Source organism: Mycobacterium sp. IS-1590 (assembly GCF_001500025.1).
Taxonomy (GTDB): Bacteria; Actinomycetota; Actinomycetes; order Mycobacteriales; family Mycobacteriaceae; genus Mycobacterium.
Genome location: NZ_LQIW01000009.1, coordinates 24,425 through 47,595, shown reverse-complemented (window position 1 = coordinate 47,595; position 23,171 = coordinate 24,425). Strand labels below are relative to the sequence as shown.

Genomic DNA, 23,171 nt, shown 5'->3' with positions numbered 1-23,171 from the left:
CGATAACGCCACCTTCACCCCCGGTGTCCGCGACACCTGACGGACAGCCTATAGCCGGCTACGACCGCCGACACCTCGCGAAGCTGTCCCGAGTTCCTTCACGAACGCGACCGGGAACACATCGCCCTCGGCGGGGAGCGGTTCGGCCAGCCTCTCGTATCCCGCGGAGACATACAGTGCCTCGGCTTCCGGTTGGCGGTCGCCGGTGGTCAGGTAGACCCGCCGATAGCCGCGCCCGACGATCCGGGCCTCGAGTTCGACGAGCAGCGCCTTTGCCAGGCCCTGGCGACGGTGCCGCCCGTCGGTCCAGATCCGCTTCAGCTCGGCGGTGGTGTCGTCGAACCGGCAAAAGGCGCCGCCCGTGACGGGCCGGTCGCCGACCAGCCCGACCACCAGGTCGCCGTCGGGCGGGGCGAACGCGTCGGCCGGATGTCGCCGAAGCCACCCGCTCACCGTGTCCTCGGGGAAGCCGTAGCGCTGCGAGTACTCAACCGCCAACTCGGCCAGCAACGGCTCGGCCAAGGGGTCGTCCTGGCGGACGGCAACAAACCTGAGCTGGGTCGACACGGGTTTCACCTCACTGTTCAACGCGAATCGCGCGCATCCATTCCAGCCCCGCCCCCCGGGGCGACCTGATCCGGCAATCGCGACTTCCCCACCAAACTTGACACGTGTAAAGTTCGGCCGCATGGACAACATCAGGGGCAAGACCATCGTGATCACCGGTGCCGCCCGCGGTATCGGCTTCGCGACCGCCAAGGCGCTGCTGGCGCGTGGTGCCCGCGTGGTGATCGGCGACCGCGACGTGGCGCTGCAGGAATCGGCCGTCGCCCAGTTGGGCAACCTGGGGCAGGCGTCGGGCTATCCGCTCGACGTCACCGACCGGGAGTCGTTCGCGACGTTCCTCGACAAGGCCCGCACCGAAGGCGGCGGACGCATCGACGTGTTGATCAACAACGCCGGCGTGATGCCCATCGGACCGTTCGTCGACGAGACCGAGCAGTCGATCCGGTCCACGCTCGAGGTCAACCTCTACGGCGTGATCACCGGCTGTCAGCTGGTGCTGCCGGACATGATCGCGCGGCGCAGCGGACACATCATCAACATCGCCTCGCTGTCGGGGCTGATCCCGGTGCCCGGTCAGGTCGTGTACGTGGGCGCGAAGTTCGGTGTGGTGGGCTTGACCGCCGCGCTCGCCGACGAGGTCGCGCAACACAATGTCGACGTCTCGGTGATCATGCCGCCGTTCACCAACACCGAGTTGATCTCGGGCACCAAGAGCGGCGGTGCGATCAAACCGGTGGAGCCCGAGGACATCGCGGCGGCGATCGTCAAAACGCTCGACAAGCCGAAAACCCACGTCTCGGTGCCACCCCCGCTCCGCTTCACCGCTCAGGCCGCACAGATGCTCGGCCCGCGCGGGCGTCGTTGGCTCAACAACAAACTCGGACTGGACCGGGTGTTCCTCGATTTCGACTCGACCGCGCGCAAGAAGTACGAGGACCGGGCGCGCACCGCGCAGGGCGTCGTCGAGGACTGACTCTTCTCCTGCCGAGCGCGCAACCTGGTACGGAAATGTGCAACAGACCGTACCGGGCTGAGCGCTCGGCGGGTTCTCAGACGGGGAACGTCGGTGCCGGATCGCCCAACCGGTATGCCTCGACTACATCGAGGCACTCGAACAGCTCGTCGAAGTTGAACTGGTAGTCGTCGGCCGTGCCGACGAACACCACGTGCGCGACGTCCGCGTCGTCCTCAGCGGTGAGCACGACCGTGGTGACGGACACCAGATCTTCGTCGGACACCGCGGCCTGCGACGGGGGATAGAACCACAGCGCGGACTCCTCGTCGGAGAGCTCGTCGTCGAACACCCAGCCGCGCTCGGTGATTCGCGCGTCGAATGCCTCGAGCACCGCCGCCGTCGCGGTCTGTTCGGTCAGCGCGTCCATCACCGTGTCGGGAATCCAACGCTCGTTGCGGACGGCCTGGCGCTTGCGGCGGCGGGCCTTCTTCGCGTCGCTGCGCTTGGACATTCAGCGCAACGCCTGATCGAGATCGTTGAGCAGATCGTCGGTTCCCTCCAGGCCCACCGAGATTCGCACAACACCGTCGCCCAATCCGATCGCGGCGCGACCCTCCGGACCCATCGCGCGGTGGGTGGTGGTCGCCGGGTGGGTGACCAGCGACTTGGCATCGCCGAGGTTGTTGGAGATGTCGACGATGCGCAGTTTGTCGAGCACCTCGAACGCGCGTTCCTTCGTCCCGCCCTTGACCTCGAACGTGATAACCGTTCCGCCGCCGGTCATCTGGCGCTTGGCCAGGTCGTACTGCGGGTGCGACTCGAGGAACGGATAGCGCACCCAGCTCACCGCGGGGTGGCACTGAAGGAACTCCGCGATTCGCTGCGCCGACGCGTTCTGGTAGTCCACCCGCACCGCGAGCGTCTCCAGCCCTTTGAGCAGTGTCCACGCGTTGAACGGACTCAGCGCGGGCCCGGTGTGGCGCATCAGCTTCTGCACCGGCTCGTCGATGTACTGCTTGTCGCCGAGGATCGCGCCGCCGAGCACACGGCCCTGTCCGTCGAGATGCTTGGTCCCCGAGTAGACGACGACGTCCGCGCCCAGCGGGAAACCCTGCTGCAGGATCGGGGTCGCGAACACGTTGTCCAGCACCACTTTCGCCCCCGCGGCGTGCGCGAGTTCAGAGACCGCGGCGATGTCCACCAACGACTGCATCGGGTTGGACGGGGTCTCGAAGAACACCGCCTGCGTGGGAACCGAGAGGGCCTTTTCCCACTGTGAGAGGTCGTCGCCGTCGACGAACACCGTCTCCACACCCCACCGCGGCAGGATCTCGTTGCACACCACGAAGCACGACCCGAACAGACTGCGCGCGGCGACCAACCGATCACCGGCGCCCAGCAGCGCCCCCAGCGATGTGAACACCGCCGCCATGCCCGTCGCGGTGGCGAAGCAGGCGGGCGCACCCTCGATCAGCCGCAGCCGCTCCTCGAACATCGAGATGGTCGGATTGCCGTAGCGCGAGTACACATAGCGATCGATCTCACCGGTGAACGCCTTCTCGGCGTCGGCGGCCGACGCATACACATAGCCAGAGGTGAGGAACAGCCCCTCGGCGGTCTCCTCGAACTCCGATCGCAACAGCCCGCCGCGCACGCCGATGGTCGCCTGGCTGACTCCCTGCGGCAGTTCGGCGGGTATGCGGACGGACGGGATGGTGTTCTCAGAATCGGGACTCATGACTGCTTCCAGGGAAGTCCGACAGCCTTCCACCCGGTGCTGCCGCGATGCCCGTTCTCGTCGAGGTGACCCTCGAAGCCGTCGAGCACGTTGTACGACGGCCCGATCCCGGCCTCGGTGGCGGCCTCGGCCGCGCCGATCGACCGGTTGCCGGAGCGACACAAGAAGACGACCGGGCCCACGTCGGCACCGGTGTCGCCGATCTCGCGCCGGAGGTCGGCGACGAACGCGTCGTTGTGCGTGCCGTCGGTGCGGTTCCACTCGATGAACACGACCTCGCGCTGCAGCGACGACAGGTCGGGGACGCCGACGAAGCGCCACTCGGCGTCGGTGCGGCAGTCCACCAGCACCGCATTGGGGGTGCCGGTCAGCAGCTTCCAAGCCTCTTCGGGCGTGATGTCTCCGGCGTAACTCACGGTCGTTGAGTGTCCCACAGCTACCTGGGCCCGGGTGAACAGACCTTCCAGGCGTCGCCGTCGCGCACGAACGTCATCTCGACGATCTTCTTGTCATCGGGCGCCTTGTCGAAGTGGTAGGTCACCTTGGCGGTGGCGCGGTCCCCGGTGACCGCGACCTCGGTGACGTCGTCGACGAACCGCTCGCCGCGCTGAGCGACGGAATCCCGTTGTGCGGCAAGAACTTGCGCTTCGGCGCCGAGTTGTTCGGGGCAGGTGTAGTTGCGGTAGTCGGAATAGTTCTGCCGCTGCAGTGCGTCGTTCTGCCCGACTGCTGCCCTGGCCACCTGCTGCTCGGCGGGCTCCTGCTCGCCGCCCAACAGGTTCAGCAGCCCGATTACGATCACGACGAGCACAAAGATTGTGAGCCCGATCAGGAACGGCGCCGCCGTGGGACGGTCCCCGGGTTCGGATTGGGATTCGGCCACCGCTACCAGAGCCTGCGCAGCGCGGCGGTGACGCGGCGGGCGCGGTCACGGGCGACGATCGGATCGGGGGCGGTCGCCAACGCCACCGCGAGCCGCCGCCTGTCTTCGGTCTCGTCGGGGCGGTCGAACAGGGCGACGTCGCTCTCGGCCACGGCGAGCGCCTCGGCGAGCACCGCCTGTGGATCCTGTCCGCTCGCAGGTCTCGCCTCGGCGCCGGCGTAGACGATCTGCGCGGCGGCGGGCGAGATCATGATCGTGTCGACGGGCAGCCCCAGGATCGCGCGGGCGTGCAAGTCGAACTCCGAGAGCCGCTGTGAGCGCAGTGTGACCAGACCGCTGTCATGGGGTCGCGGGCGCACGTAATCGAAGTACACCTCGTCGCCACGCACCAACAGTTCGACACCGAACACGCCGCGGCCGCCGAGCGAGTTGACGATGCGCGCGGCGATCGACTTCGCGGCATCCAGCGCGGCCGGCGCCAACCGCTGCGGCTGCCATGACTCGAGCACATCGCCGTCGGCCTGCCGGTGCCCGATCGGCTCACAGAAGTGCACCGCCGGCCCCGTCGGTCCGACCGTGCGGATCGTCAGCAATGTGACCTCGAAATCGACCTCGACCACCGACTCGACCATCACGCGGTTGTGCGGTATCCGGCCCGCGGCGACCGCGCGCTGCCACGCAGGTTCGACGTCCTCGGTGCGCACCAGCACCGACTCGCCCTCACCCGCCGCGGACGCGATCGGCTTGACCACCAACGGAAAACCGGCGTGCTCGGCCACCGCACCGAGTTCCTCGGTCGATCCGGCGAACCAGAACGGTGCGGTCGGCAGGCCCAGCTCATCGGCGGCCAACCGGCGCAGGCCCTCCCGATCCAGGGACAGCCGGGTGCTGCGCGGGGTCGGCAACACCTCGGCGGCGCCGCGCTCGGCGACGGCGATCAGCGCGTCGGCGGCGATGACACCGCCCTCGGCCACCACATAGCGCGGATTCTCCTTCTCGATGAGCGCGGTGAGTTCCTCCGCATCGTTCATCTTCGCGACGATCGGGCGGTCGGCGACACCGTGGGCCGGGGCATCGGCGTAGCGGTCGACGGCGATGACCTCGGCGCCCAACCGCTGGAACGCCAGCGTCAGCTCCCGGCTCAGCTCGCCCGAGCCGAGCAGCATCACCGATGATCGGCCAGGGGCACCGGAGACCGGTTCGGGGTCGGTCACCGGATCGCCGGGATCGACCGCTGTCTGCGGGGAATCAGTCATCGGGGATCCAGCCTGCCAGACGTCATCGCGGAGCGGCCACCGCATCGGGCAGGCATGGCTCAATTCGGGATGGCGGGCTGCTCGAGTTGGCCGCGGAATTGACGCATCGCGTCGATGAGTGCGACGAATGTGCGATGCGCGGCGGCCAGCTCGTCCTCGGACAAACGCGCCAACGCGTCGCGGGTGCGTTCGCTGAGCGGCGTGAAAAACGCTCGGGCCACCTGCGCTCCGTGGTCCGCCACCCGAAGGATCACCTTTCGGCGGTCCCGCGGATCCGACTCACGACGGAAGTGCCCGGAAGCGATCATCCGCTCGACGAGATAGGTGATCGCCGCGGCCGACATACCCATCCGTCTGCGCAAATCCCCCGCCGTCAACGGCACACCCTCGGTCTCGGCCACCATGACATGCAGTAACGCGCGAAAGTCGTTGGCCGCGACGTCATGTCGGCTCGCAAAGAGCCTGCCGATCTCGTCGGATTCGGCGTTCATCGCGCGTACGTCGGCGGCGATCGCCGCCTCCAGCGCAACGCGGTCCTCTGACACGCCGAAAGCATAGGCCGAGTCCGCCACGATGGTTTGATTGTTAGTTAAGTTTCTGAAATATTCGTAGGCATGTCCCGCCGCATCTCCTGGATACTCGCGGTGCTCGTGGTGCTCTTATCGGGCGCCCTGATGGGCCTCGTCGGCAGCGACGACTCGAGCGCGCGCTCCCCGGTGCCCGTGCCCGACTCCGCCGAGTCCGCACGCGCCGACGCCCTGCGCGCCGAGTTCCCCGGCGGTGACCGCGTCCCCGCGATCGTCGTGATCACCCGCACCGACGGGGCGCCGCTGACCCCGGCCGACGTCGGCGCCGTCAAACAGAAATGGCCCGCGGCCCAGGTGTCCGAGGACGGCGCAGCCGGTCTGGCCGTGGTGCCGATGGACGCCGACCTCTCCGGGTTCGAACTCACCGACGCGGTCGAGCAGGTGCGCGCGGAGGCCGCCGAGGGGTTGCCCGCCGACCTGCGCAGCGAGGTCACCGGCGGCCCGGCGTTCGGCGCCGACATCGCGAACTCGTTCTCCGGCGCCAACTTCACACTGCTCGCGGTGACCGCCACGGTGGTCGCACTGCTGCTGATCATCACCTACCGCTCGCCCGTGCTGTGGCTGGTGCCGCTGGCGGTGATCGGATTCGCCGACCGGGTCGCCGCCGTGCTCGGCACCGCCGTGGCCCAGGCCGTCGGCATGAGCCCGGACGGTTCGACCTCGGGCATCACCAGCGTGCTCGTGTTCGGTGCGGGTACCAACTACGCGTTGCTGCTCATCTCGCGGTACCGAGAGGAGTTGGGCCGCACCGAAAACCATCACGACGCACTGGACACCGCGGTGCGCCGGGCCGGCCCGGCGATCATCGCCAGCAATGCCACGGTGGTGCTGGCGCTGCTCACGCTGGTGTTCGCATCGTCTCCGAGCGTGCGCAGCCTGGGTGTTCAAGCCGCTGCGGGCCTCATCGTTGCCGCGGTGTTCGTGCTGCTGGTGTTGCCGCCGCTGCTCGGCGTGTTCGGCGAACGCCTGTTCTGGCCGTTCATCCCCAGGATCGGCGACCGGGCGCTCACGGACAGCGGCATCTGGCACCGCATCGCCGAGGCGGTGGCCCGCAGGCCCGGTTCGGTTGCGACGATCTCGATCGGCGGTCTGGCCGTGCTGTGCATCGGGTTGGTCGGCACCCCGATCGGGCTGTCGCAGACCGAACAGTTCCGGGTGCAGGCCGAGTCGGTCAGCGGATACTCGCGGCTGGCCGACCACTTCCCGAGCGGGCTGACCGACCCCACCCGTGTCATCGCGTCCACCGACCGCGCCCCCGACGTGCAGCGCGCCATCACCGAGACGCCCGGCGTGGTATCGGCCAACGAAGCGGGGCAGACCCCCTCGGGTCTGACGCAGTGGTCGGTGGTCCTCGACGCCGAACCCGCCTCGGATGAGGCCTTCGAAACCGTTGACGCGCTGCGTGATTCGGTGCGATCCGTCGATCAGGAGGCGTTGGTCGGCGGTTCCGACGCCACCGCCCGCGACGCCAGCGCCGCCGCGTCGCGCGACCGGGCGGTCGTGGTACCGGCCATCCTCGTCGTGGTGCTCGCGGTGCTGTACGTGTTGCTGCGCGCCGCGCTGGCACCGCTGATCCTGGTGGCGGTCACGGTACTGAGCGCGCTGGCCGCGCTGGGGCTCGGCGGCTGGGCCAGCGTGCACGTGTTCGGCTTCCCCGCCCTCGACAACACCACACCGCTGTTCGCGTTCCTGTTCCTCGTCGCGCTCGGGGTGGACTACACGATCTTCCTCGTCACGCGAGCGCGTGAAGAGACCCCCGAACACGGCACGCGCGGCGGGATCGTGCGCGCCGTCTCCGCGACCGGAACGGTGATCACCAGCGCGGGCATCGTGCTGGCCGCGGTGTTCTGCGTGCTCGGCGTGCTGCCGCTGATCGTGCTCACCCAGATCGGCATCATCGTCGGCCTCGGCATCTTGCTCGACACGTTCATCGTGCGCACCGTGATCATCCCCGCGCTGTTCACGCTCATCGGACCGCGGATCTGGTGGCCGGCACTCCATGGGCGCGACACCGAGAGGGACGTTTCGGTCGATCAGCGCGAGTGAAAGCGACCAAAGCGTCGATCTCGAGGACTTTCGCGCTCCGCGGGTAGCGTCGGGTCATGACGCAAGCACCGGAGCTGCCGCCGCTGCACATGCGTCGCGACGCGTTCGACCCGACCCCGGCGCTGGCCGAGATCCGCGACACCACCGGCGTTCGCACGGTGGTCAACGCCTTCGGTATGACGGTCTACCTGGTCACCCGTCACGACGACGTGAAGATGGTGCTGTCCGATCACGAGAGGTTCTCCAACGGCCGCCCTCCGGGATTCGTCGTCCCCGGCGCGCCGACGCTGTCGGAGGAGGAGCTCGCCACTGCCCGCGCCGGCAACCTGCTCGGCCTGGACCCGCCGGAGCACCAGCGGCTGCGCCGCATGCTCACCCCGGAGTTCACGATCCGCCGGATCAAACGGCTCGAGCCCCGCATCGTCGAGATCGTCCAGAACCACCTGGACATGATGGAAACCGCCGGTGCCCCCGCCGATCTCGTCGAGCACTTCGCACTGCCGATCCCATCGCTGGTCATCTGCGAACTGCTCGGCGTGCCGTACGAGGACCGCGACGATTTCCAGCACCGCAGCGCGCGCCAGCTCGACCTGTCGCTGCCGTTCACCGAGCGGCTGGAGCTGCAGCGGGCCGGGCGGGCGTACATGCGGTCGCTGGTCGAACGCGCACGGCGACACCCCGGCGAGGACATCCTCGGCATGCTGGTCAGAGAACACGGCACCGAGCTGACCGACGACGAACTGGTCGGCATCGCCGGGCTGCTGCTTCTGGCCGGCCATGAGACCACCTCGAACATGCTCGGCCTGGGCACGTTGGCCCTGCTGCGCCATCCCGAGCAGCTCGCCGTGGTCCGCGACGATCCCGACGCCGTGGGACCCGCGGTCGAGGAGCTGATGCGCTGGTTGTCCATCGTGCACACCGCGATACCGCGCATCACCACCACCGCCGTCGAGATCGCGGGTGTCCCGATCCCGGCCGGGCAGCTGGTGTTCGCGTCGCTACCCTCAGGCAACCGCGATCCCGGCTTCATCGACGACCCGGACGTGCTCGACATCGGCCGCGGTGCCGCCGGACATCTCGCGTTCGGTCACGGCGTGCACCACTGCCTCGGGGCGCCACTGGCACGGATGGAGATGCGCATCGCGTTTCCCGCTCTGCTGCAACGCTTCCCCACCCTGCGGCTGGCCGAGGACTTCGCCGATGTGCAGTTCCGGTCGTTCCACTTCATCTACGGTCTGAAGTCGCTGTCAGTGGAATGGAGGTGACGGATGTGAAGGTGCATGCCGACCGCGACGTCTGCATCCAGGCGGGCAACTGCGTGATGTCGGCCGACGCCGTCTTCGACCAGGACGACGACGGCATCGTCGTGGTGCTGGTCGACGAGGTGCCCGACGACGAGCTCGACCACGCCCGCGAGGCCGTGAAGCTCTGTCCCTCACAGGCTTTGCGGCTCGTCGACTAGCCGGGGCCGGGTCGGTGCGCGAGGAGTTGCACGCTGACCACCAGAACCCACGCGGGGAAGATCAGCACCGACCACATGCTGAGGTCGGCGGCCAACAGGACCGCGATCGCCACGACGTACGTGGCGATGCTCAACCACCGCGGCATCAGCCGTGTCCTCAGCCATATCGTGGCCAGCGAGATCATGAACACCGCGGCCATCCGTAGCGCGTAGGTCTTCGAGATCGTCAACAGCATCATCTGCCCGAATGCGGCCACACCGGGATGCATTGCGGCGCCGCTGCGCTCTAGGCCCACCCCCACCGCGACCGCGGAGAACATCATCGCCAGGAACAGCAGGCCGCTCCCGAGGAACACGGTCGCGAAGAACCTGTCCTCGTACCGGCCCATCCCGTCCCGCAGGACGCCCATGAACCAGAGGAAGGCAATCCCCGCGAACGGCATGAGGATTGCGGCGATCCGCATGTTGACGCTGTGCTCACGCACCCACTGCGAACCCGGCTCCGCGCCCTCGGGAAGGACGATGCGGATCAGCACGAGCGCCGTCGCGAACAGCAACGCGAACGCGACACCGGCCAGGGCGGCCGAGCGGGGGGTGGTCAGGTTTGGAGGCCGCTGTCCGGTGTGCTCGGGTGTCACGCTCGTGATCGTGACATCGTGTGCTCGAAAGTGCGGGCCGATCGCCGATTCTCGGCGCTTTACGGCTTTGTCAGCAGGTTTCGGCGCATCGGCCTCACGGCTGTCCGGCGAGCAGCTGGATCATCAACCCGTTCGCCTCGGCGAGCAGGTTGCCGTCGGGGTCGCGCAGCTCGGCGTTGACGAAGGCCTTGCGTCCCTGCGCTTCCCGCAGCCAGCCGCGGGCCGACAGGTCGGTGTCGATGGGGGTCACCTTCCGGTAGTCGACGTGCAGGAAGCCGGTGCGGCTGATCGGGCGCCCGACGGCGTGGATCACCATGCCGAACACGGAGTCGAACAGCAACGGCAGCACCCCGCCGTGCACGGCGGAGTTGCCTCCGACGTGATACCGGCTGAACCGGACCTTGAGCGTGACCCCGGCCGGGTCGAGGTCGACCTCCCGGTACGGCGGCATCAGCAGACTGCCCGCACCAGGCAGCGACGGCACCCGGTTGGCCGGGCCGACACCCTCGGCCGCGCGGAACGGGTCGAGCAGCGCCACCAGGGCCTCGGCCTGGTCGGCGGCTCGCTCCCAGGTGTCGCTGTCGGGGTCGGCCGACACCGCGAGGTCTTGTGCGCGCCGCATCGCCGCCAGGAACCGGCCGAATCCCGGCCCGGGTTCGGCCCGCTGATAGTTCGGGAATCCGCCGTGTTTGTCGTAGTCGGGATCTTCGAGGTGCGGATCCGTCACGGCTGCGCCAGGATATCTCGGCGCACGATCGTCTGGTCTCGGCCGGGACCGACACCGACACACGAAACATGCGCTCCGGCAAGCTCTTCCACCCGCAGCACATAATCGCGCGCCTTGGCGGGCAGGTCATCGAACTCGCGGGCGCCGGAGATGTCCTCCCACCAGCCGGGCAGCTCTTCGTAGATCGGCTCGGCATGCGCGATGTCGGACTGGGTCATGGGCATGTCGTCCAGACGCTTGCCGTGCACCCGGTACCCGACGCACACCGGCACCGTCTCGAGGCTGGACAGCACGTCGAGCTTGGTGAGGAAGTAGTCGGTGATGCCGTTGACCCTGGTGGCGTATCGGGCGATGACGGCGTCGAACCAGCCGCACCGGCGCCGCCTGCCCGTCGTCACGCCGAACTCGCCGCCGGTCTTGGACAGGTACTCGCCGTTGGCGTCGAACAGCTCCGTGGGGAACGGTCCCGAGCCGACCCGCGTCGTATACGCCTTGAGGATGCCGAGAACCGTGGTGATCCGGGTCGGGCCGATCCCCGACCCCACCGCGGCGCCACCCGCTGTCGGATTCGACGACGTCACAAAGGGATACGTGCCGTGGTCGACGTCGAGCAGCGTGCCCTGCGAGCCCTCCAACAGCACCGTCTCGCCCTTCTCCAGCGCCGTGTTGAGCAGGTACCGGGTGTCGGCGATGCGGTGCTTGAACCCCTCGGCCTGACCGAGCAGGTTGTCGACCACCTCCGCGGCCTCGAGCGCCTTGCGGTTGTAGATCTTGACCAGCACCTGGTTCTTGAATTCCAGTGCGGCTTCGATCTTCTCGGCCAACAGCACCGGGTCGAGAACGTCGGCCATCCGGATGCCGATCCGGGCGATCTTGTCCTGGTAGCAGGGCCCGATACCGCGTCCGGTGGTGCCGATCTTCTTGCTGCCCGCATACCGCTCGACGACCTTGTCGATCGCGACGTGGTAGGGCATCAGCAGATGCGCGTCCGCGGAGATCAGCAGCCGCTCGGTGTCGACACCGCGATCGACCAGCCCCTGCAGCTCGGTCAGCAGCACGCCCGGGTCGACCACCACGCCGTTGCCGATGACGTTGGTGACGCCGGGTGTCAGGATCCCCGACGGTATGAGGTGCAGCGCGAAGTTCTCACCGGTCGGCAGCACGACGGTGTGTCCCGCGTTATTGCCGCCCTGATATCGCACCACCCACTGGACGCGCCCACCGAGCAGGTCGGTGGCTTTACCCTTGCCCTCGTCGCCCCATTGCGCGCCGATGAGCACGATTGCCGGCATGACTTGGTCCTCGCAATTCCGGCTACTCTTGCACCCAAACCTTGTTGCAGCCGGTGAGACACCCTATCCCAGCAACTTGCGAGGAGCCGAACTTGAGCACCGCTGACGTCGTGGTGTTGCGGTTCGGCCGGCGTCGGATCCCTCCCGCGCTGCGCGAACTCCCGGTCGCCGAGACACCGGACATCCCCTGCCGTCGCCTGGTCGTCGTCGGCTCGGACGCCGATATGGCGTCGGTGCTGACCGGGCTGCTGCGCACCGACCGGCTCGGTGTCGAGGTGGCCCACGTGCGGCGGCCGTGGCACGCGCGCCGGGCACTGCGCGGGCGTGCCACCCGGGTGCCGCTCATCCGTGACGATCGGGGAACCGCGCTGGTCGGGGCCGCGTTCTGGCTCGGCGAGAGCGGGTTCGAGAAGGGCTCGCCGCCCGTCGCATTGATCGGTGAGGCGGTGGTCGACGACGAGGTGCTCTTCGACGGGGCGGCGACCGGGGTGCGCATCGAGCCGACATTCACCATGCCGGGTTTGCGGGCCAGCGTGCTGTCGCGTCACATGCGGCCACGACGGTGGGTGGCGGGACGGGCGGCCCAACTCGGGACCACCGGCGCCATCGTGGTCCGCGACGGCGTCAAGGCCTCCCGTCCTGTGAAGCGCTCGACGTTCTACCGGCATACCGAAGGCTGGCTGCGGGTGTGAACCGCACCATCGTGCCGTTGCGCGGCACCACAACCGGCGCGGCCCGCAGCGGCGCGGTCTCCTGCCGCGTGTTGACCGGTTCGAGATCGCCTTCACGGAGGATGGTGTGCAGTGCCGTGGTCAGCTCGCACATCGAGAAGCTGGCGCCGATACACCGTTTGAGGCCGCCACCGAACGGGATCCAGGCGTAGGGATGCGGCCGGCTGTCGAGGAATCGCTCAGGCCGGAACTCGCCCGGTGCGGGATACGTGACGGGATCCCGGTTGATGACATCGAGCAGCAGCACAATGCGAGTCCCCGGATCCAGGATGTAGTCACCAAGCCGGTAGCGGCCCGTGGTCATCCGGCCGGTGATCGGCGCGGCCGGCCACAGCCTCAGGGTTTCGGAGATGGCGGCTTCGGTGTACCGGGTGTCGCCGGACCGGCTTTCGGCACGCACCCTCGCCAACGCGTCCGGGTGGTGCAGCAGCAGGTCGACCAGCCACGCCAGCGTCGTCGCGGTGGTTTCGTGACCTGCGAGCATCAAGGTGATGAGGTCGGCTCGAACCTCGTCCTCGGACAGGCGGTCACCGTCGTCGGTCCGAGCGGTGACAAGCATGCTGAGGATGTCGGTGCGGTCGGCGGAGGACGGTCCGGAACGTCGTTCGGCGATCAACGGCAGCACCAACTCGTCGATCCTGCGGTTGACCTCGGACAGCTTGCCCCACCGGCGCAGTGCTCCCACGCGCCGCAGCGCATATCGCACAGGTGTCTCCTCGGACAGCGCCAAGTCGAGCAATTCCTTGAACGGCTTACCGAACCGGGTCACCGATTCCGGGTCACCGATCCCGAAGACGACCTGCACGATGACGTCCAGGGTGAGTTCACGGGCAACGTCGAGCATGCGCATCGAGCGCCCGACGGGCCAAGTCGCCATCGCCGAGCGCGTCGCCGATTCAATGATCGGCACGTAGCCGGTGAGCATCTGGCCGTGTAGCGGCGGGGTGAGCAACCGGCGCCTGCGCAGATGCTCGGGCTCTTCCTGGACGAACATGGAGCGTGGACCGTAGATCGCCGCGGCCGGACCTACCCCTTCGCCGCCCAGCAGGACGTCGGGCTGCTCGGTGAACACCTGCTTGGCCAGCGTCGCATCGGCGACGGCGACCACCTTTCCGAAACCCAGAACGGGCAATTCCACCACGGGGCCGTAACGCTGTATCAGCTGGTGCACGAGCTGCTGGCCGCCCAGTCCGAAGGCCGCGGCATACAGGCCCCCGAAAACCGGGGAGAACGGTTGGGTCGCAGGCAGCCTTGGCGGTCGCATGCTCGACTGTCTCACAGTCGGTAGCTTCGAGCCGTGAGCGTTCGTCCGCTGCACCAGTCGGTGCGGCCCAGCCCCGTCTTCCTCGCGATCGTGGCGGCCACCGTGGCCGGCGGCGTGGTGGCGTGGATGTGCGCGACCGAGATCTCCCGGCCCCTGGCCTATGTCGGGGTGTTCACGTTCGTGATCGCGGGCTGGGTGGTGTCGTTGTGCGTGCACGAGTTCGCCCACGCCTACACCGCATGGCGGTTCGGCGACCGCGACGTCGCGGTCCGCGGCTACCTCACGCTCAACCCGCTCAAGTACTCCAACCCGCTGTTGTCGATCGGGCTGCCGGTCGCGATCATCGCGATCGGTGGGATCGGCCTGCCCGGCGGGGCGGTGTATGTCCGCACCGGCTGGATGACCAAACGTCAGCGCACACTGGTCAGCCTTGCGGGACCGTTCACCAACCTGGTGTTCGCGGCGCTGCTGCTGGTGTCGACGAGCGCGCTCTATGACCCCGCACACGCCGTGTTCTGGTCCGGCATGGCGTTCCTGGGCTTTCTCCAGGTGACGGCCTTCGTGCTGAACATGCTCCCGGTACCCGGACTCGACGGGTACGGCGCTCTCGAGCCGCACCTGAGCCCGCAGACCCAACGAGCGGTGGCCCCGGCCAAGCAATGGGGCCTGCTGGTCTTGCTGTTGCTGCTGTTCACGCCGGGGCTCAACCGGTGGTTCTGGCAGCTGGTGCTGTGGTTCTTCGACTTCTCGGGCGTCCCGCGCCCGTTGGTGTGGCTGGGCAGTGATCTGACCCGGTTCTGGTCGGCCTGGTTCTGATCACCCGCGAGGCGCGCCCTGCGGTGCCACGTTCTTGCAACATATGCGGATCTGCGCATATATTGCAGCCATGGGCGCGGGTCACGATCACAGCAGAGGCGACACCAGGGTCAGCCGGATGGTCATCGCCGCGGCGATCCTGACCGCGTTCTTCGTGATCGAGCTCGTCACGGCGCTGCTGATCAACTCCATTGCGTTGCTGGCGGACGCCGGCCACATGCTGACCGATCTGGTCGCGATGTTCATGGGCCTGACCGCGGTGCTGCTCGCCCGCAAGGGCAGCGCCTCCCCGGCCCGAACATACGGATGGCACCGCGCCGAGGTGTTCACCGCCGTGGCCAACGCGGTACTGCTGCTCGGTGTCGCGGCATTCATCCTGATCGAGGCGATCGAGCGGATCGGGGACGCGCCCGAGGTGCCCGGTGTGCCGATGATCGTCGTGGCGCTGGCGGGGCTGGTGGCCAACGCCGTCGTCGTGCTGCTCCTGCGCTCGCACTCCGAGACGAGCCTGGCCGTCAAGGGCGCCTACATGGAGGTCGTCGCCGACACCGTCGGCAGCATCGGTGTGCTGATCGCGGGCATCGTCACGGTGACGACTGCCTGGCCCTACGCCGACGTCGTGGTCGCGGTGTTCGTCGCGTTGTGGGTGCTGCCGCGGGCGTTCTCACTGGCGCGGGCGGCCCTGCGGATCCTGTCGGAATCGTCGCCCGCCCACATCGACGTCGAGGAGCTGCGGACCGCGCTGTGCGCGGTCGAGGGCGTGACCGATGTGCACGACCTGCACGTGTGGACGCTCGTGCCGGGCAAAGACATGGTCACCGCGCACCTGACCAGCAACCGGGATTCGGCGCTGGTGCTCGACGATGCGCGGGCGGTGCTGACCGAACGCGGTCTGGACCATGCCACGGTTCAGGTGGAACCCGGCGACGGGGCCGGCGACTGCAACTGCGAAGCGGATTAGTCAGGCCAGTCCGAGTTCGGCCCGCGCCGACGGGTCGCAGTCGTCGAGCAGGTCCAGACAACGCTGGTTCTCGTCGGCCTCCCCGATCGCGTCGGCCGCCCGGGCCAGGGCCGCGACACAGCGCAGGAACCCGCGGTTGGGTTCGTGACGGTAGGGCACGGGGCCGAAGCCCTTCCAGCCGTTGCGGCGCAACTGATCAAGCCCGCGGTGATAGCCGGTGCGCGCGTAGGCGTACGCGGTAATCGCCCTGTCGTCGGCGAGCGCCTCCTCGGCCAGCGTCGCCCATGCGACCGACGCCGAGGGGTGCGCGGCCGCCACGATCGCGGGCTTCTCCCCCGCGGCGAGTTCGGCTTCGGCGTCGCTGTCGCCGGGCAGCAGTACCGGATCCGGCCCCAGGAGATCGCCCATGCCTGTCATGACCCCCATTGTGCCGTGCGCGCCGGCGCCGCCGGCACCGCACGGGTCGAAGCGCGGACTCAGCAGCGGTGGCTAAGCTTCGGCCGTAGCGTCGTAAGGGAGGACCGCAACAGGCATGTCGAATCCATCAGGGCCTGACCAGCCGGAAGACGGTCCGGACGGGGCGGATGCCTCGGATGTTCCCGTCTCCGAGAACCCCGACGCCTCCGAGAGCGAACGCGACGGCGAGCCGGCCACCGAGGTGATCGAACCGCACGGTGACCACGAGCCCGCGACCGAGGTGATGTCGACCGCCCAACCGCACGCCGAGTCGGCGCCGGGCCCCGAGCAGGGTGAGCGCCGATTCACCGCGCCGTCCGGATTCGACGCGGGCACGACGCAGAAGATCGACACTCCGGCCGAACCGGCCACCGAGGTGTTCAACACTCCCGGCTCCACTGGAGAGCAGAAACCCGTTGCACCACAAGTCATTCCGCCTCGTGGCGACACTCCCCCGCCGCCGCGGCAGCGCCGCAGCTGGGGTTGGGTGGTGGCCGTGGTGTTGGTCATCGCCGCGCTGGTGGCGATCGCGGTGCTGGGCACCGTGTTGTTGACCCGGGACTCGGGGCCGCGGGTGTCTCAGGAGGAGATGGTCCGCAACACCATCGAGGAGTTCGACACCGCGATCCAGAACGGTGATCTGGCCAAACTTCGCAGCATCACCTGCGGTGCCAAGCGCGACAGTTACGTCAGATACGACGACAAGACCTGGGATGAGATCCACGAACGCGTCGCCGCCGCCAAGCAGTATCCCGTGGTCGCCAGCATCGACCAGGTGGTGATCAACGGCGATCACGCCGAGGCGAACGTGACCGCGTTCATGGCGTATGCGCCCCAGACCCGGTCGACGCGCAGCTTCGATCTGGAATTCCGCGACGAACAGTGGAAGATCTGCCAGGCGCCCCAGTGACTACCGGCCCCCAGTGACTACTGGCCCGCGGTGACCGAACGGCCCGCGCTGTGCAGATCGCGGCACGCCTCGACGACGCGTTCGCTCATCGAGGCCTCCGCCTTTTTCAGATAGCTGCGCGGATCGTAGGCCTTCTTGTCCCCCACCTCGCCGTCGATCTTGAGCACGCCGTCGTAGTTGGTGAACATGTGTGCGGCCACCGGCCGGGTGAACGCGTACTGGGTGTCGGTGTCGACGTTCATCTTCACCACCCCGTAGCGCAACGCGTCCTCGATCTCGGACTTCAGCGAGCCAGAGCCGCCGTGGAAGACGAAGTCGAAAGGCTTTGCCTCCGCGGGTAATCCGAGTTTGGCCGCGGCGACCTTCTGCCCCTCATCGAGGATTCCGGGCCGGAGCTTGACGTTGCCCGGCTTGTACACGCCGTGCACGTTGCCGAACGTCGCGGCCAGCAGGTACCTGCCGTGTTCGCCCGCACCGAGCACCTCGACGGTCTTCTCGAAATCCTCGGCGGTGGTGTAGAGCTTGTCGTTGATCTCGTTGGCGACACCGTCCTCCTCCCCGCCCACCACGCCGATCTCGATCTCCAGCACGATCTTCGCCGCGGCGGCGTCCTTGAGCAGTTCGCGTGCGATCTCGAGGTTCTCGTGGAGCGGTACCGCCGAGCCGTCCCACATGTGCGACTGGAACAGCGGATGCCCACCCTCGGAGACCCGTTGCTGCGAGATGGCGAGCAGCGGCCGCACGTAGGTGTCGAGCTTGTCCTTCGGACAATGGTCGGTGTGCAACGCCACCGTGACCGGATATCTGGCGGCGATGACGTGAGCGAACTCGGCGAGTGCGACTGCGCCGGTGACCATGTCCTTGACCCCGAGTCCTGACGCGAATTCGGCTCCGCCGGTGGAGAACTGGATGATCCCATCGCTCCCGGCGTCGGCGAAACCCTTGATGGCCGCGTTCACCGATTCCGATGATGTGCAGTTGATGGCCGGGAACGCGTAACCGTGCTCCTTGGCCCGGTCGAGCATCTGTGCGTACACCTCGGGCGTTGCGATGGGCATGGGCCGTCCTCTCGCCGTTTCGGCGATTATCCCACCGCGACGGCCGGTTCACATGGTCAAGACCATGCGGTAGCGGGCTCGGCCCTGCTCCATCGCGGCATAGGCCTCGGCGGCCTCGGCCAGCGGCCGTTCCTCGATCCGGGCGCGCACCCCGCTCTGCACCGCGAAGTGCATCGTCTCCTCGACGTCGCGCGAGGTGCCCGACGGATGACCGCTCACGCTCAGTCCGTCGGTGATCAGCTGGACCGGGGCGATCGGCAGCGGGTCGGCGGTCACCCCGATGATGACGAGCTCGCCCTGGGGCGCCAGCCCACCGACGGTGTCGGCCATCGCCTGTGAATTCGCCGCCGTCGCCAGCACCACCGCCGCGCCGCCGAGATCCTTGAGCGCCGCGGCGACGTCGCGGGCCTTGGAATCGATGTAGTGATGGGCGCCGAGCTCGCGGGCGTCGGCCTCCTTGTCCGCCCCGCGAGCGATCGCCACGGTCTCGAAACCCATTGCCCGAGCGAACTGCACACCGAGATGACCGAGGCCGCCGACGCCGAGCACGGCGACGAGGTCACCGGACTTGGCATTCGTCTGACGCAGGCCGTTGAAGGTGGTGACGCCCGCGCAGCCCATCGGGGCGGCTTCGGCGAACGACAACCCCTCCGGGATCCGTGCCAGCGCGGTGACGGGAGCGGTCACCGATTCGGCGTAGCCGCCCGGATAGTGCCAGCTCGGCACCTGCATGCGCGCGCACTGCATGAACTGGCCCTTGCGGCACGGCACGCAACGGTTGCAGTTGCCGCCGAACCACCCCACGGCCACCCGGTCGCCGACCGCGAAGTCCTCCACACCGTCGCCCACCTCGGCGATGGTTCCGGCGATCTCGTGGCCCAACGTGATCGGCCAGTTAAGGCCGGGAAAGCCGCCGGCCACGAAGCCGTGGTCGGTACCGCACACGCCGCAGGCGGCGACGGCGATGCGCACATGCAACGGCGGCGGCGACGTCGTCTCGACGTCGGCCAGGGTGAGAGGACCGCCTACGGATTCGACGAGAACCGCCTTGTGAGTGGGCATTTTGTGAGCGTATTCGCTGCCCCGCGGGTCCGCCCGCCTTCGTCATTTCTCGGACTGACCTGACAGCCCGGTATCTTGGGGCCTTGTGAGAACCTCGGCCCTTGCGGCGACCGACCACCTGGCGTTGATGCCGGACTTCCTCGACCCGATGACGCTGCTGGGCTACTTCGGCACGTGGGCGCTGGTCGGGCTGCTGATCGTGATCTTCGTCGAGTCCGGGGTGTTGTTCCCGATCCTGCCTGGCGACTCGCTGCTGTTCGTGGCGGGCATGCTGGCCGCGGGCACGGCCGCCCTGGCCGAGGGTGGCGGCGAGGTCATCAACTTCCAGCTCTGGCAGTTGCTGCTGTTCATTCCCATCGCCGCGGTACTGGGCGGTCAGGTCGGGTACTGGATCGGGCGAAACATCGGCACCGCGATGTTTCGGCCCGATGCCCGGATCCTGAAGCAGAAGTACCTCGAAGAGGCGCACGTGTTCTTCGAGCAGCGGGGGCCGTTCGCGATCGTCATCGCGCGCTTCGTGCCGATCGTCCGCACGCTCGCCCCGTTGACCGCGGGTGCGGCCCGGATGAGCTATCCGGTGTTCACGTTGTTCAACGTGGTCGGCGCCGTCGTGTGGGGGGTCGGCCTGACCCTGCTCGGATACTGGCTCGGCCGGTTCGAGACCGTGCAGAAGCTGCTCGAGCCGATTGTGATCGCGATCGTCGTGGTCTCGGTGCTGCCGATGTTCATCGAGTGGTACAAGCGGCGTCGCGCGGCGAAACGCGCCGGCATCGCGGCGCCGCCGCTGGACTCCTCCTCCGGGGAGCAGCCGGGCTAGCGGTTTCGGCTGTTCTCCAGCGCGCGGATCAGGCTGGCGGCATCCCACGGACCCTTGTGTCGCTTGCCGTTGACGAAGAAGGTCGGCGTCGAGTTCAGGTCCATCAACTCCGCGTCCTGCGCGTCGTCCTGCACGTGGTGGAAGACCTTCGACGAGTGCACCCGAACGTCCTGGTCGAACCGCTCGATGTCACAACCCACCGCCACGGCGTAGCGGTAGATGTCCGACCATTCCAGGTCGTCCTGGTGGCCGAACAGTTCGTGCGCCATCTCCCAGAACCTGCCCTGCAGCGCGGCGGCCTCACTCGCTCGTGCGGCATCGAAGGCGCGGGGATGGACGCGCTCCAACGGTAGGTGGCGCCACACATAGCGCAGCTCGGCGCCGAAGTGGCCGCGCACCTCCTCGATGGCTCCGGTCGCCCGGCTGCAGAAGGGACACTCGAAGTCGCCGTACTCCACCAGGGTCAACGGGGCGTCGGGGTCACCCGCGATGTGGTCGCGGTCCGGGTCGATCGGACGCAACAGTTTGAGGCCGACCGGGTCCGGCGGGCTGACCCGGTCGGTGATCCGGAAGATCAACCAGCCGAGGAAGAAGGCGATCACCGATGCGAGAAGCACGCCGATGATGGCCTGCTCTCGACGGACCGGATCGTCGACGGCGATGTCGACGATGAAAAGCGAGATGGTGAAGCCGATTCCCGACAGCGCGGCACCGCCGGCGATCCGGCGCAGGGTCAGACCGGGGGCCAGTTCACCGATTCCGGTCCGTTGCATGATCCATGTCGCCGCGGTGATACCGACGAACTTGCCGACCACCAGACCGGCGACGACACCCCATGTCAGCGGCGAGCGCAACGCCGCCGAGATGCTCTGGGCGTCGAGTTGGACGCCGGCGTTGACCAACGCGAACAGTGGCAGCACCAGGAAGGACACATACGGGCCCACGCTGGTTTGGAGCCGCTCGTTGATCGAGATCGAGTCGCGCAGACCGCGAGTCACCTCGCGGGCGTAGCGGGAGTTCGGCGACTGCCGGAACGCCCGGATACGCGCGACGACCTCCTCGACCTGGGTGCGCTCGGGCGAGAACACCGGAATCAGCAGGGCCACCGCAACGCCGGCCAGCGTCGGATGCACACCGGCCATGTACAGGCTCACCCACAGTGCGAAGCCGAGCACGGCGTAGGCCGGCCCCCGGCCCGCGGGCATCAATCGCACCAACGCGATCGCGGCGATCAGGCCCATCGAAATCACAAGCGGCACAACGTCGATACGCTCGGAGTAGAACAGCGCGATCACGCACAGCGCGCCGACGTCGTCGACGACGGCCAGGGTGAGCAGGAAGATCCGCAACCGGGCCGGGAACTTCGGTTTGATGACCGCCAGTGCGCCGATGAGGAACGCGGTGTCGGTGGAGATCACCACACCCCATGCCTGCGCATCCTCCCCGGAGGGGTTGAACAGCAGGAAGATCGCGGCGGGCAGCGCCAGACCCGCGAACGCCGCCACCACGGGGACCGCCGCTCTTGCGCGATCGGTGAGCTCGCCGATGGCGAACTCGTGCTTGACCTCGAGGCCGACGATGAAGAAGAAGAACGCCATCAGACCGTCGTTCACCAGATGCTTGACGGTCAGTTCGAAGCGATGTTCGGCAAAGGTGAACCCGACATGCGTGTCCAGAAGCGCCCAATAGCTGTGCGCCCACGGTGAATTCGCCCACAGCAGCGCGGCGGCGGTGAACAGCAGCAGCAGGACCGCGGCGGCGTTCTCCCCGGTCTTGGCCGCTTTGGCGCCGGCGCTGAACCGAGCGGGCAGCACGCGGGCGATGCGCGGACCGGCTTCGGTGCTCACGCCCCCGCCACCGCGTGGGCGGCTTCCATCAGCATCCAGCCCGCCAGCTGCACCGACAGATCGCGCTCTGGCACCTCTGAGGCGTTGACCGCACCTTCGACGAACTGCGCCTGAGCCCCGGCGGCGGTGGGGAGTTCGGCGGTGCGGTCCCAGAATGCGCTGAACAGCGGCATCCCCTCGACCACCTGACGGTTCTGCCACGCCGCCTCCGCTGAGGCGAGCACCAGTGAGCGGGCGGTGTCGCGGGCCGCGGCGTCGTGTTCGCCGTTCTGCGGCAGCGTCGTCGTGACGAGCGCGAGATAGCGGGCGAGGATGCCGTTGAACAGGCCGCCGTCACCACCGCCTGCGCCCTTGATGACGCCGTCGACCGCCATGTGTTCGGCGACCGCGGCGACCAACCGGTGCACCCGGGCGGCGTGCTCGGGGTCGTCGGTGCGCGCCGCGAGTTCGGTTTCCAGCCCCAGCACCACGCCTTGGCAGTACGTGTACTGCGCCCGCACCAGCGACCCGCCCTTGATGCCGTCGAAGACGAGGTGGGTGTCCGGGTCGATCAGGGTCTCGTCGAGCCAGTCCGACATCTGCTGGGCCCGGCGCAACCGGTCATGGCGGGCCAAGAAGATCGCCGCAGGGCCGTTGGCGGGGGCGTTGAAGAACTGGTCTTGTTTGCGCCAGGGGATGCCGCCGCCGTCCTCGGGCACCCACGCGTTCATGAACTGCTCGGAGAGTTTCTTCAGCGCCTTGGGCCGCTCGACGGAGGCGAGCGTGGCCGCGCGTTCCAGGGCCAGCGCCAGCCACGCCATGTCGTCGTAGTAGTCGTTGACCCAGGACAGGTTGTTGCGCAGCCGGTGTGCGCGGATCTGGCGGGCGATCGCCTTCTGCCGCGCGGGTTGCGGGTCGCGAAGTTGGGCGTCGACGAGGTTGTCGAGCAGATGCGCCTGCCACCAGTAGTGCCACGTTCCGAACAGCCGGTGCTGCCTTGTCGCGGGCCAGGCGACGACGCCGAGCTGGGTGCCGGGCAGACCCCACAGCCGTCGGACGTGTCGCTTGGCGATCGCGGCCTCAGCGCTGGCTGCGCGGTTGGCCCAGAGCTGATCCATG

At 68.1% G+C, this 23,171-nt stretch carries 25 protein-coding genes; 9 read left to right on the top strand and 16 right to left on the bottom strand.

Annotation, left to right across the window (positions count from 1 at the left end; genetic code table 11):
- Positions 1 to 48 precede the first annotated feature (48 nt).
- A complete protein-coding gene (locus tag AU197_RS08330) occupies positions 49 to 567 on the bottom strand; it encodes a GNAT family N-acetyltransferase (RefSeq protein ID WP_064402109.1) in 519 nt (172 codons plus the stop codon).
- Positions 568 to 688: 121 nt separating this feature from the next.
- Between AU197_RS08330 and AU197_RS08325 the strand changes: the two genes are divergently transcribed.
- Positions 689 to 1,540 carry an SDR family oxidoreductase gene (locus tag AU197_RS08325; RefSeq protein ID WP_064402065.1) on the top strand — a complete coding sequence of 284 codons (852 nt, stop codon included), beginning with the start codon at positions 689 to 691 and terminating at the stop codon, positions 1,538 to 1,540.
- 76 nt (positions 1,541 to 1,616) lie between these two features.
- Here AU197_RS08325 and AU197_RS08320 read toward each other — a convergent pair whose 3' ends face one another.
- The 6 genes from AU197_RS08320 to AU197_RS08295 are packed head-to-tail and all read right to left on the bottom strand — an operon-like array spanning position 1,617 to position 5,890.
- Positions 1,617 to 2,033 (bottom strand): hypothetical protein, encoded by a 417-nt coding sequence (locus AU197_RS08320; RefSeq protein WP_064402064.1) that lies wholly within the window; start codon positions 2,031 to 2,033, stop codon positions 1,617 to 1,619.
- The gene (locus AU197_RS08315) at positions 2,034 to 3,260 is read right to left on the bottom strand and encodes an O-succinylhomoserine sulfhydrylase (RefSeq protein WP_064402063.1); all 1,227 of its coding nucleotides are present in this window, start codon (positions 3,258 to 3,260) and stop codon (positions 2,034 to 2,036) included.
- Entirely contained in the window at positions 3,257 to 3,676 is a 420-nt protein-coding gene (locus AU197_RS08310) for a rhodanese-like domain-containing protein (protein ID WP_064402062.1), read from the bottom strand. Before AU197_RS08310 ends, AU197_RS08315 begins: the two co-directional genes overlap by 4 nt.
- A 20-nt stretch (positions 3,677 to 3,696) precedes the next feature.
- Positions 3,697 to 4,143: an Rv0361 family membrane protein gene (locus AU197_RS08305; RefSeq protein WP_064402061.1), complete on the bottom strand. Its 447-nt coding sequence runs from the start codon at positions 4,141 to 4,143 to the stop codon at positions 3,697 to 3,699.
- Positions 4,144 to 4,145: 2 nt separating this feature from the next.
- The gene (purT, locus tag AU197_RS08300; RefSeq protein ID WP_156434348.1) at positions 4,146 to 5,399 is read right to left on the bottom strand and encodes a formate-dependent phosphoribosylglycinamide formyltransferase; all 1,254 of its coding nucleotides are present in this window, start codon (positions 5,397 to 5,399) and stop codon (positions 4,146 to 4,148) included.
- Between the two features lie 59 nt (positions 5,400 to 5,458).
- Positions 5,459 to 5,890 (bottom strand): MarR family winged helix-turn-helix transcriptional regulator, encoded by a 432-nt coding sequence (locus AU197_RS08295; RefSeq protein WP_064402108.1) that lies wholly within the window; start codon positions 5,888 to 5,890, stop codon positions 5,459 to 5,461.
- A 123-nt stretch (positions 5,891 to 6,013) separates the two neighbouring features.
- Between AU197_RS08295 and AU197_RS08290 the strand changes: the two genes are divergently transcribed.
- The 3 genes from AU197_RS08290 to AU197_RS08280 are packed head-to-tail and all read left to right on the top strand — an operon-like array spanning position 6,014 to position 9,494.
- Positions 6,014 to 8,032: an MMPL family transporter gene (locus tag AU197_RS08290; protein WP_064402059.1), complete on the top strand. Its 2,019-nt coding sequence runs from the start codon at positions 6,014 to 6,016 to the stop codon at positions 8,030 to 8,032.
- A gap of 56 nt (positions 8,033 to 8,088) precedes the next feature.
- Positions 8,089 to 9,297: a cytochrome P450 gene (locus AU197_RS08285; protein WP_064402058.1), complete on the top strand. Its 1,209-nt coding sequence runs from the start codon at positions 8,089 to 8,091 to the stop codon at positions 9,295 to 9,297.
- Between the two features lie 5 nt (positions 9,298 to 9,302).
- Positions 9,303 to 9,494, top strand: coding sequence for a ferredoxin (locus AU197_RS08280; RefSeq protein WP_064402107.1), 192 nt, complete (start codon positions 9,303 to 9,305; stop codon positions 9,492 to 9,494).
- On the opposite strand, the gene AU197_RS08275 is transcribed toward AU197_RS08280, so the two are convergent.
- From AU197_RS08275 to AU197_RS08265, 3 genes are all read right to left on the bottom strand, one after another.
- A complete protein-coding gene (locus AU197_RS08275) occupies positions 9,491 to 10,096 on the bottom strand; it encodes a hypothetical protein (protein ID WP_064402106.1) in 606 nt (201 codons plus the stop codon). The two genes, AU197_RS08280 and AU197_RS08275, sit on opposite strands and share 4 nt — an antisense overlap.
- Before the next feature lie 130 nt (positions 10,097 to 10,226).
- Complete coding sequence (locus AU197_RS08270) at positions 10,227 to 10,859, bottom strand: PaaI family thioesterase (protein ID WP_064402057.1); 633 nt, start codon at positions 10,857 to 10,859, stop codon at positions 10,227 to 10,229.
- Complete coding sequence (locus AU197_RS08265; RefSeq protein WP_064402056.1) at positions 10,856 to 12,151, bottom strand: adenylosuccinate synthase; 1,296 nt, start codon at positions 12,149 to 12,151, stop codon at positions 10,856 to 10,858. Before AU197_RS08265 ends, AU197_RS08270 begins: the two co-directional genes overlap by 4 nt.
- A 92-nt stretch (positions 12,152 to 12,243) precedes the next feature.
- Here AU197_RS08265 and AU197_RS08260 point away from each other — a divergent pair, with 92 nt between their 5' ends.
- Entirely contained in the window at positions 12,244 to 12,843 is a 600-nt protein-coding gene (locus tag AU197_RS08260; protein ID WP_064402055.1) for a hypothetical protein, read from the top strand.
- Here AU197_RS08260 and AU197_RS08255 read toward each other — a convergent pair.
- Entirely contained in the window at positions 12,776 to 14,146 is a 1,371-nt protein-coding gene (locus AU197_RS08255; RefSeq protein WP_064402054.1) for a cytochrome P450, read from the bottom strand. The genes AU197_RS08260 and AU197_RS08255 overlap by 68 nt on opposite strands.
- Positions 14,147 to 14,179: 33 nt before the next feature.
- Here AU197_RS08255 and AU197_RS08250 point away from each other — a divergent pair, with 33 nt between their 5' ends.
- Positions 14,180 to 14,962: a site-2 protease family protein gene (locus AU197_RS08250; RefSeq protein ID WP_064402053.1), complete on the top strand. Its 783-nt coding sequence runs from the start codon at positions 14,180 to 14,182 to the stop codon at positions 14,960 to 14,962.
- A gap of 70 nt (positions 14,963 to 15,032) precedes the next feature.
- Entirely contained in the window at positions 15,033 to 15,923 is an 891-nt protein-coding gene (locus AU197_RS08245; RefSeq protein WP_064402052.1) for a cation diffusion facilitator family transporter, read from the top strand.
- Here the strand turns inward: AU197_RS08245 and AU197_RS08240 are convergent, their stop codons facing one another.
- Positions 15,924 to 16,340, bottom strand: a complete 417-nt coding sequence (locus AU197_RS08240) for a DUF3151 domain-containing protein (RefSeq protein ID WP_064402051.1) — start codon at positions 16,338 to 16,340, stop codon at positions 15,924 to 15,926. It lies immediately after the preceding gene.
- Between the two features lie 115 nt (positions 16,341 to 16,455).
- Between AU197_RS08240 and AU197_RS08235 the strand changes: the two genes are divergently transcribed.
- Positions 16,456 to 17,289 carry an Rv0361 family membrane protein gene (locus AU197_RS08235; protein WP_064402050.1) on the top strand — a complete coding sequence of 278 codons (834 nt, stop codon included), beginning with the start codon at positions 16,456 to 16,458 and terminating at the stop codon, positions 17,287 to 17,289.
- A 17-nt stretch (positions 17,290 to 17,306) separates the two neighbouring features.
- Here the strand turns inward: AU197_RS08235 and fbaA are convergent, their stop codons facing one another.
- Both fbaA and AU197_RS08225 read right to left on the bottom strand, forming a co-directional pair.
- On the bottom strand, positions 17,307 to 18,347 hold the full coding sequence (gene fbaA, locus AU197_RS08230; protein WP_064402049.1) for a class II fructose-bisphosphate aldolase: 1,041 nt from the start codon (positions 18,345 to 18,347) through the stop codon (positions 17,307 to 17,309).
- A 48-nt stretch (positions 18,348 to 18,395) separates the two neighbouring features.
- Entirely contained in the window at positions 18,396 to 19,409 is a 1,014-nt protein-coding gene (locus AU197_RS08225; RefSeq protein ID WP_064402048.1) for an alcohol dehydrogenase catalytic domain-containing protein, read from the bottom strand.
- A gap of 127 nt (positions 19,410 to 19,536) precedes the next feature.
- Here AU197_RS08225 and AU197_RS08220 point away from each other — a divergent pair, with 127 nt between their 5' ends.
- A complete protein-coding gene (locus tag AU197_RS08220; protein ID WP_064402105.1) occupies positions 19,537 to 20,226 on the top strand; it encodes a VTT domain-containing protein in 690 nt (229 codons plus the stop codon).
- On the opposite strand, the gene nhaA is transcribed toward AU197_RS08220, so the two are convergent.
- A complete protein-coding gene (gene nhaA, locus AU197_RS08215) occupies positions 20,223 to 22,073 on the bottom strand; it encodes a Na+/H+ antiporter NhaA (RefSeq protein ID WP_064402047.1) in 1,851 nt (616 codons plus the stop codon). The two genes, AU197_RS08220 and nhaA, sit on opposite strands and share 4 nt — an antisense overlap.
- Complete coding sequence (locus tag AU197_RS08210) at positions 22,070 to 23,170, bottom strand: glycoside hydrolase family 76 protein (RefSeq protein WP_064402046.1); 1,101 nt, start codon at positions 23,168 to 23,170, stop codon at positions 22,070 to 22,072. The genes nhaA and AU197_RS08210 overlap by 4 nt, the downstream gene beginning before the upstream one ends.
- Position 23,171: the final 1 nt, after the last annotated feature.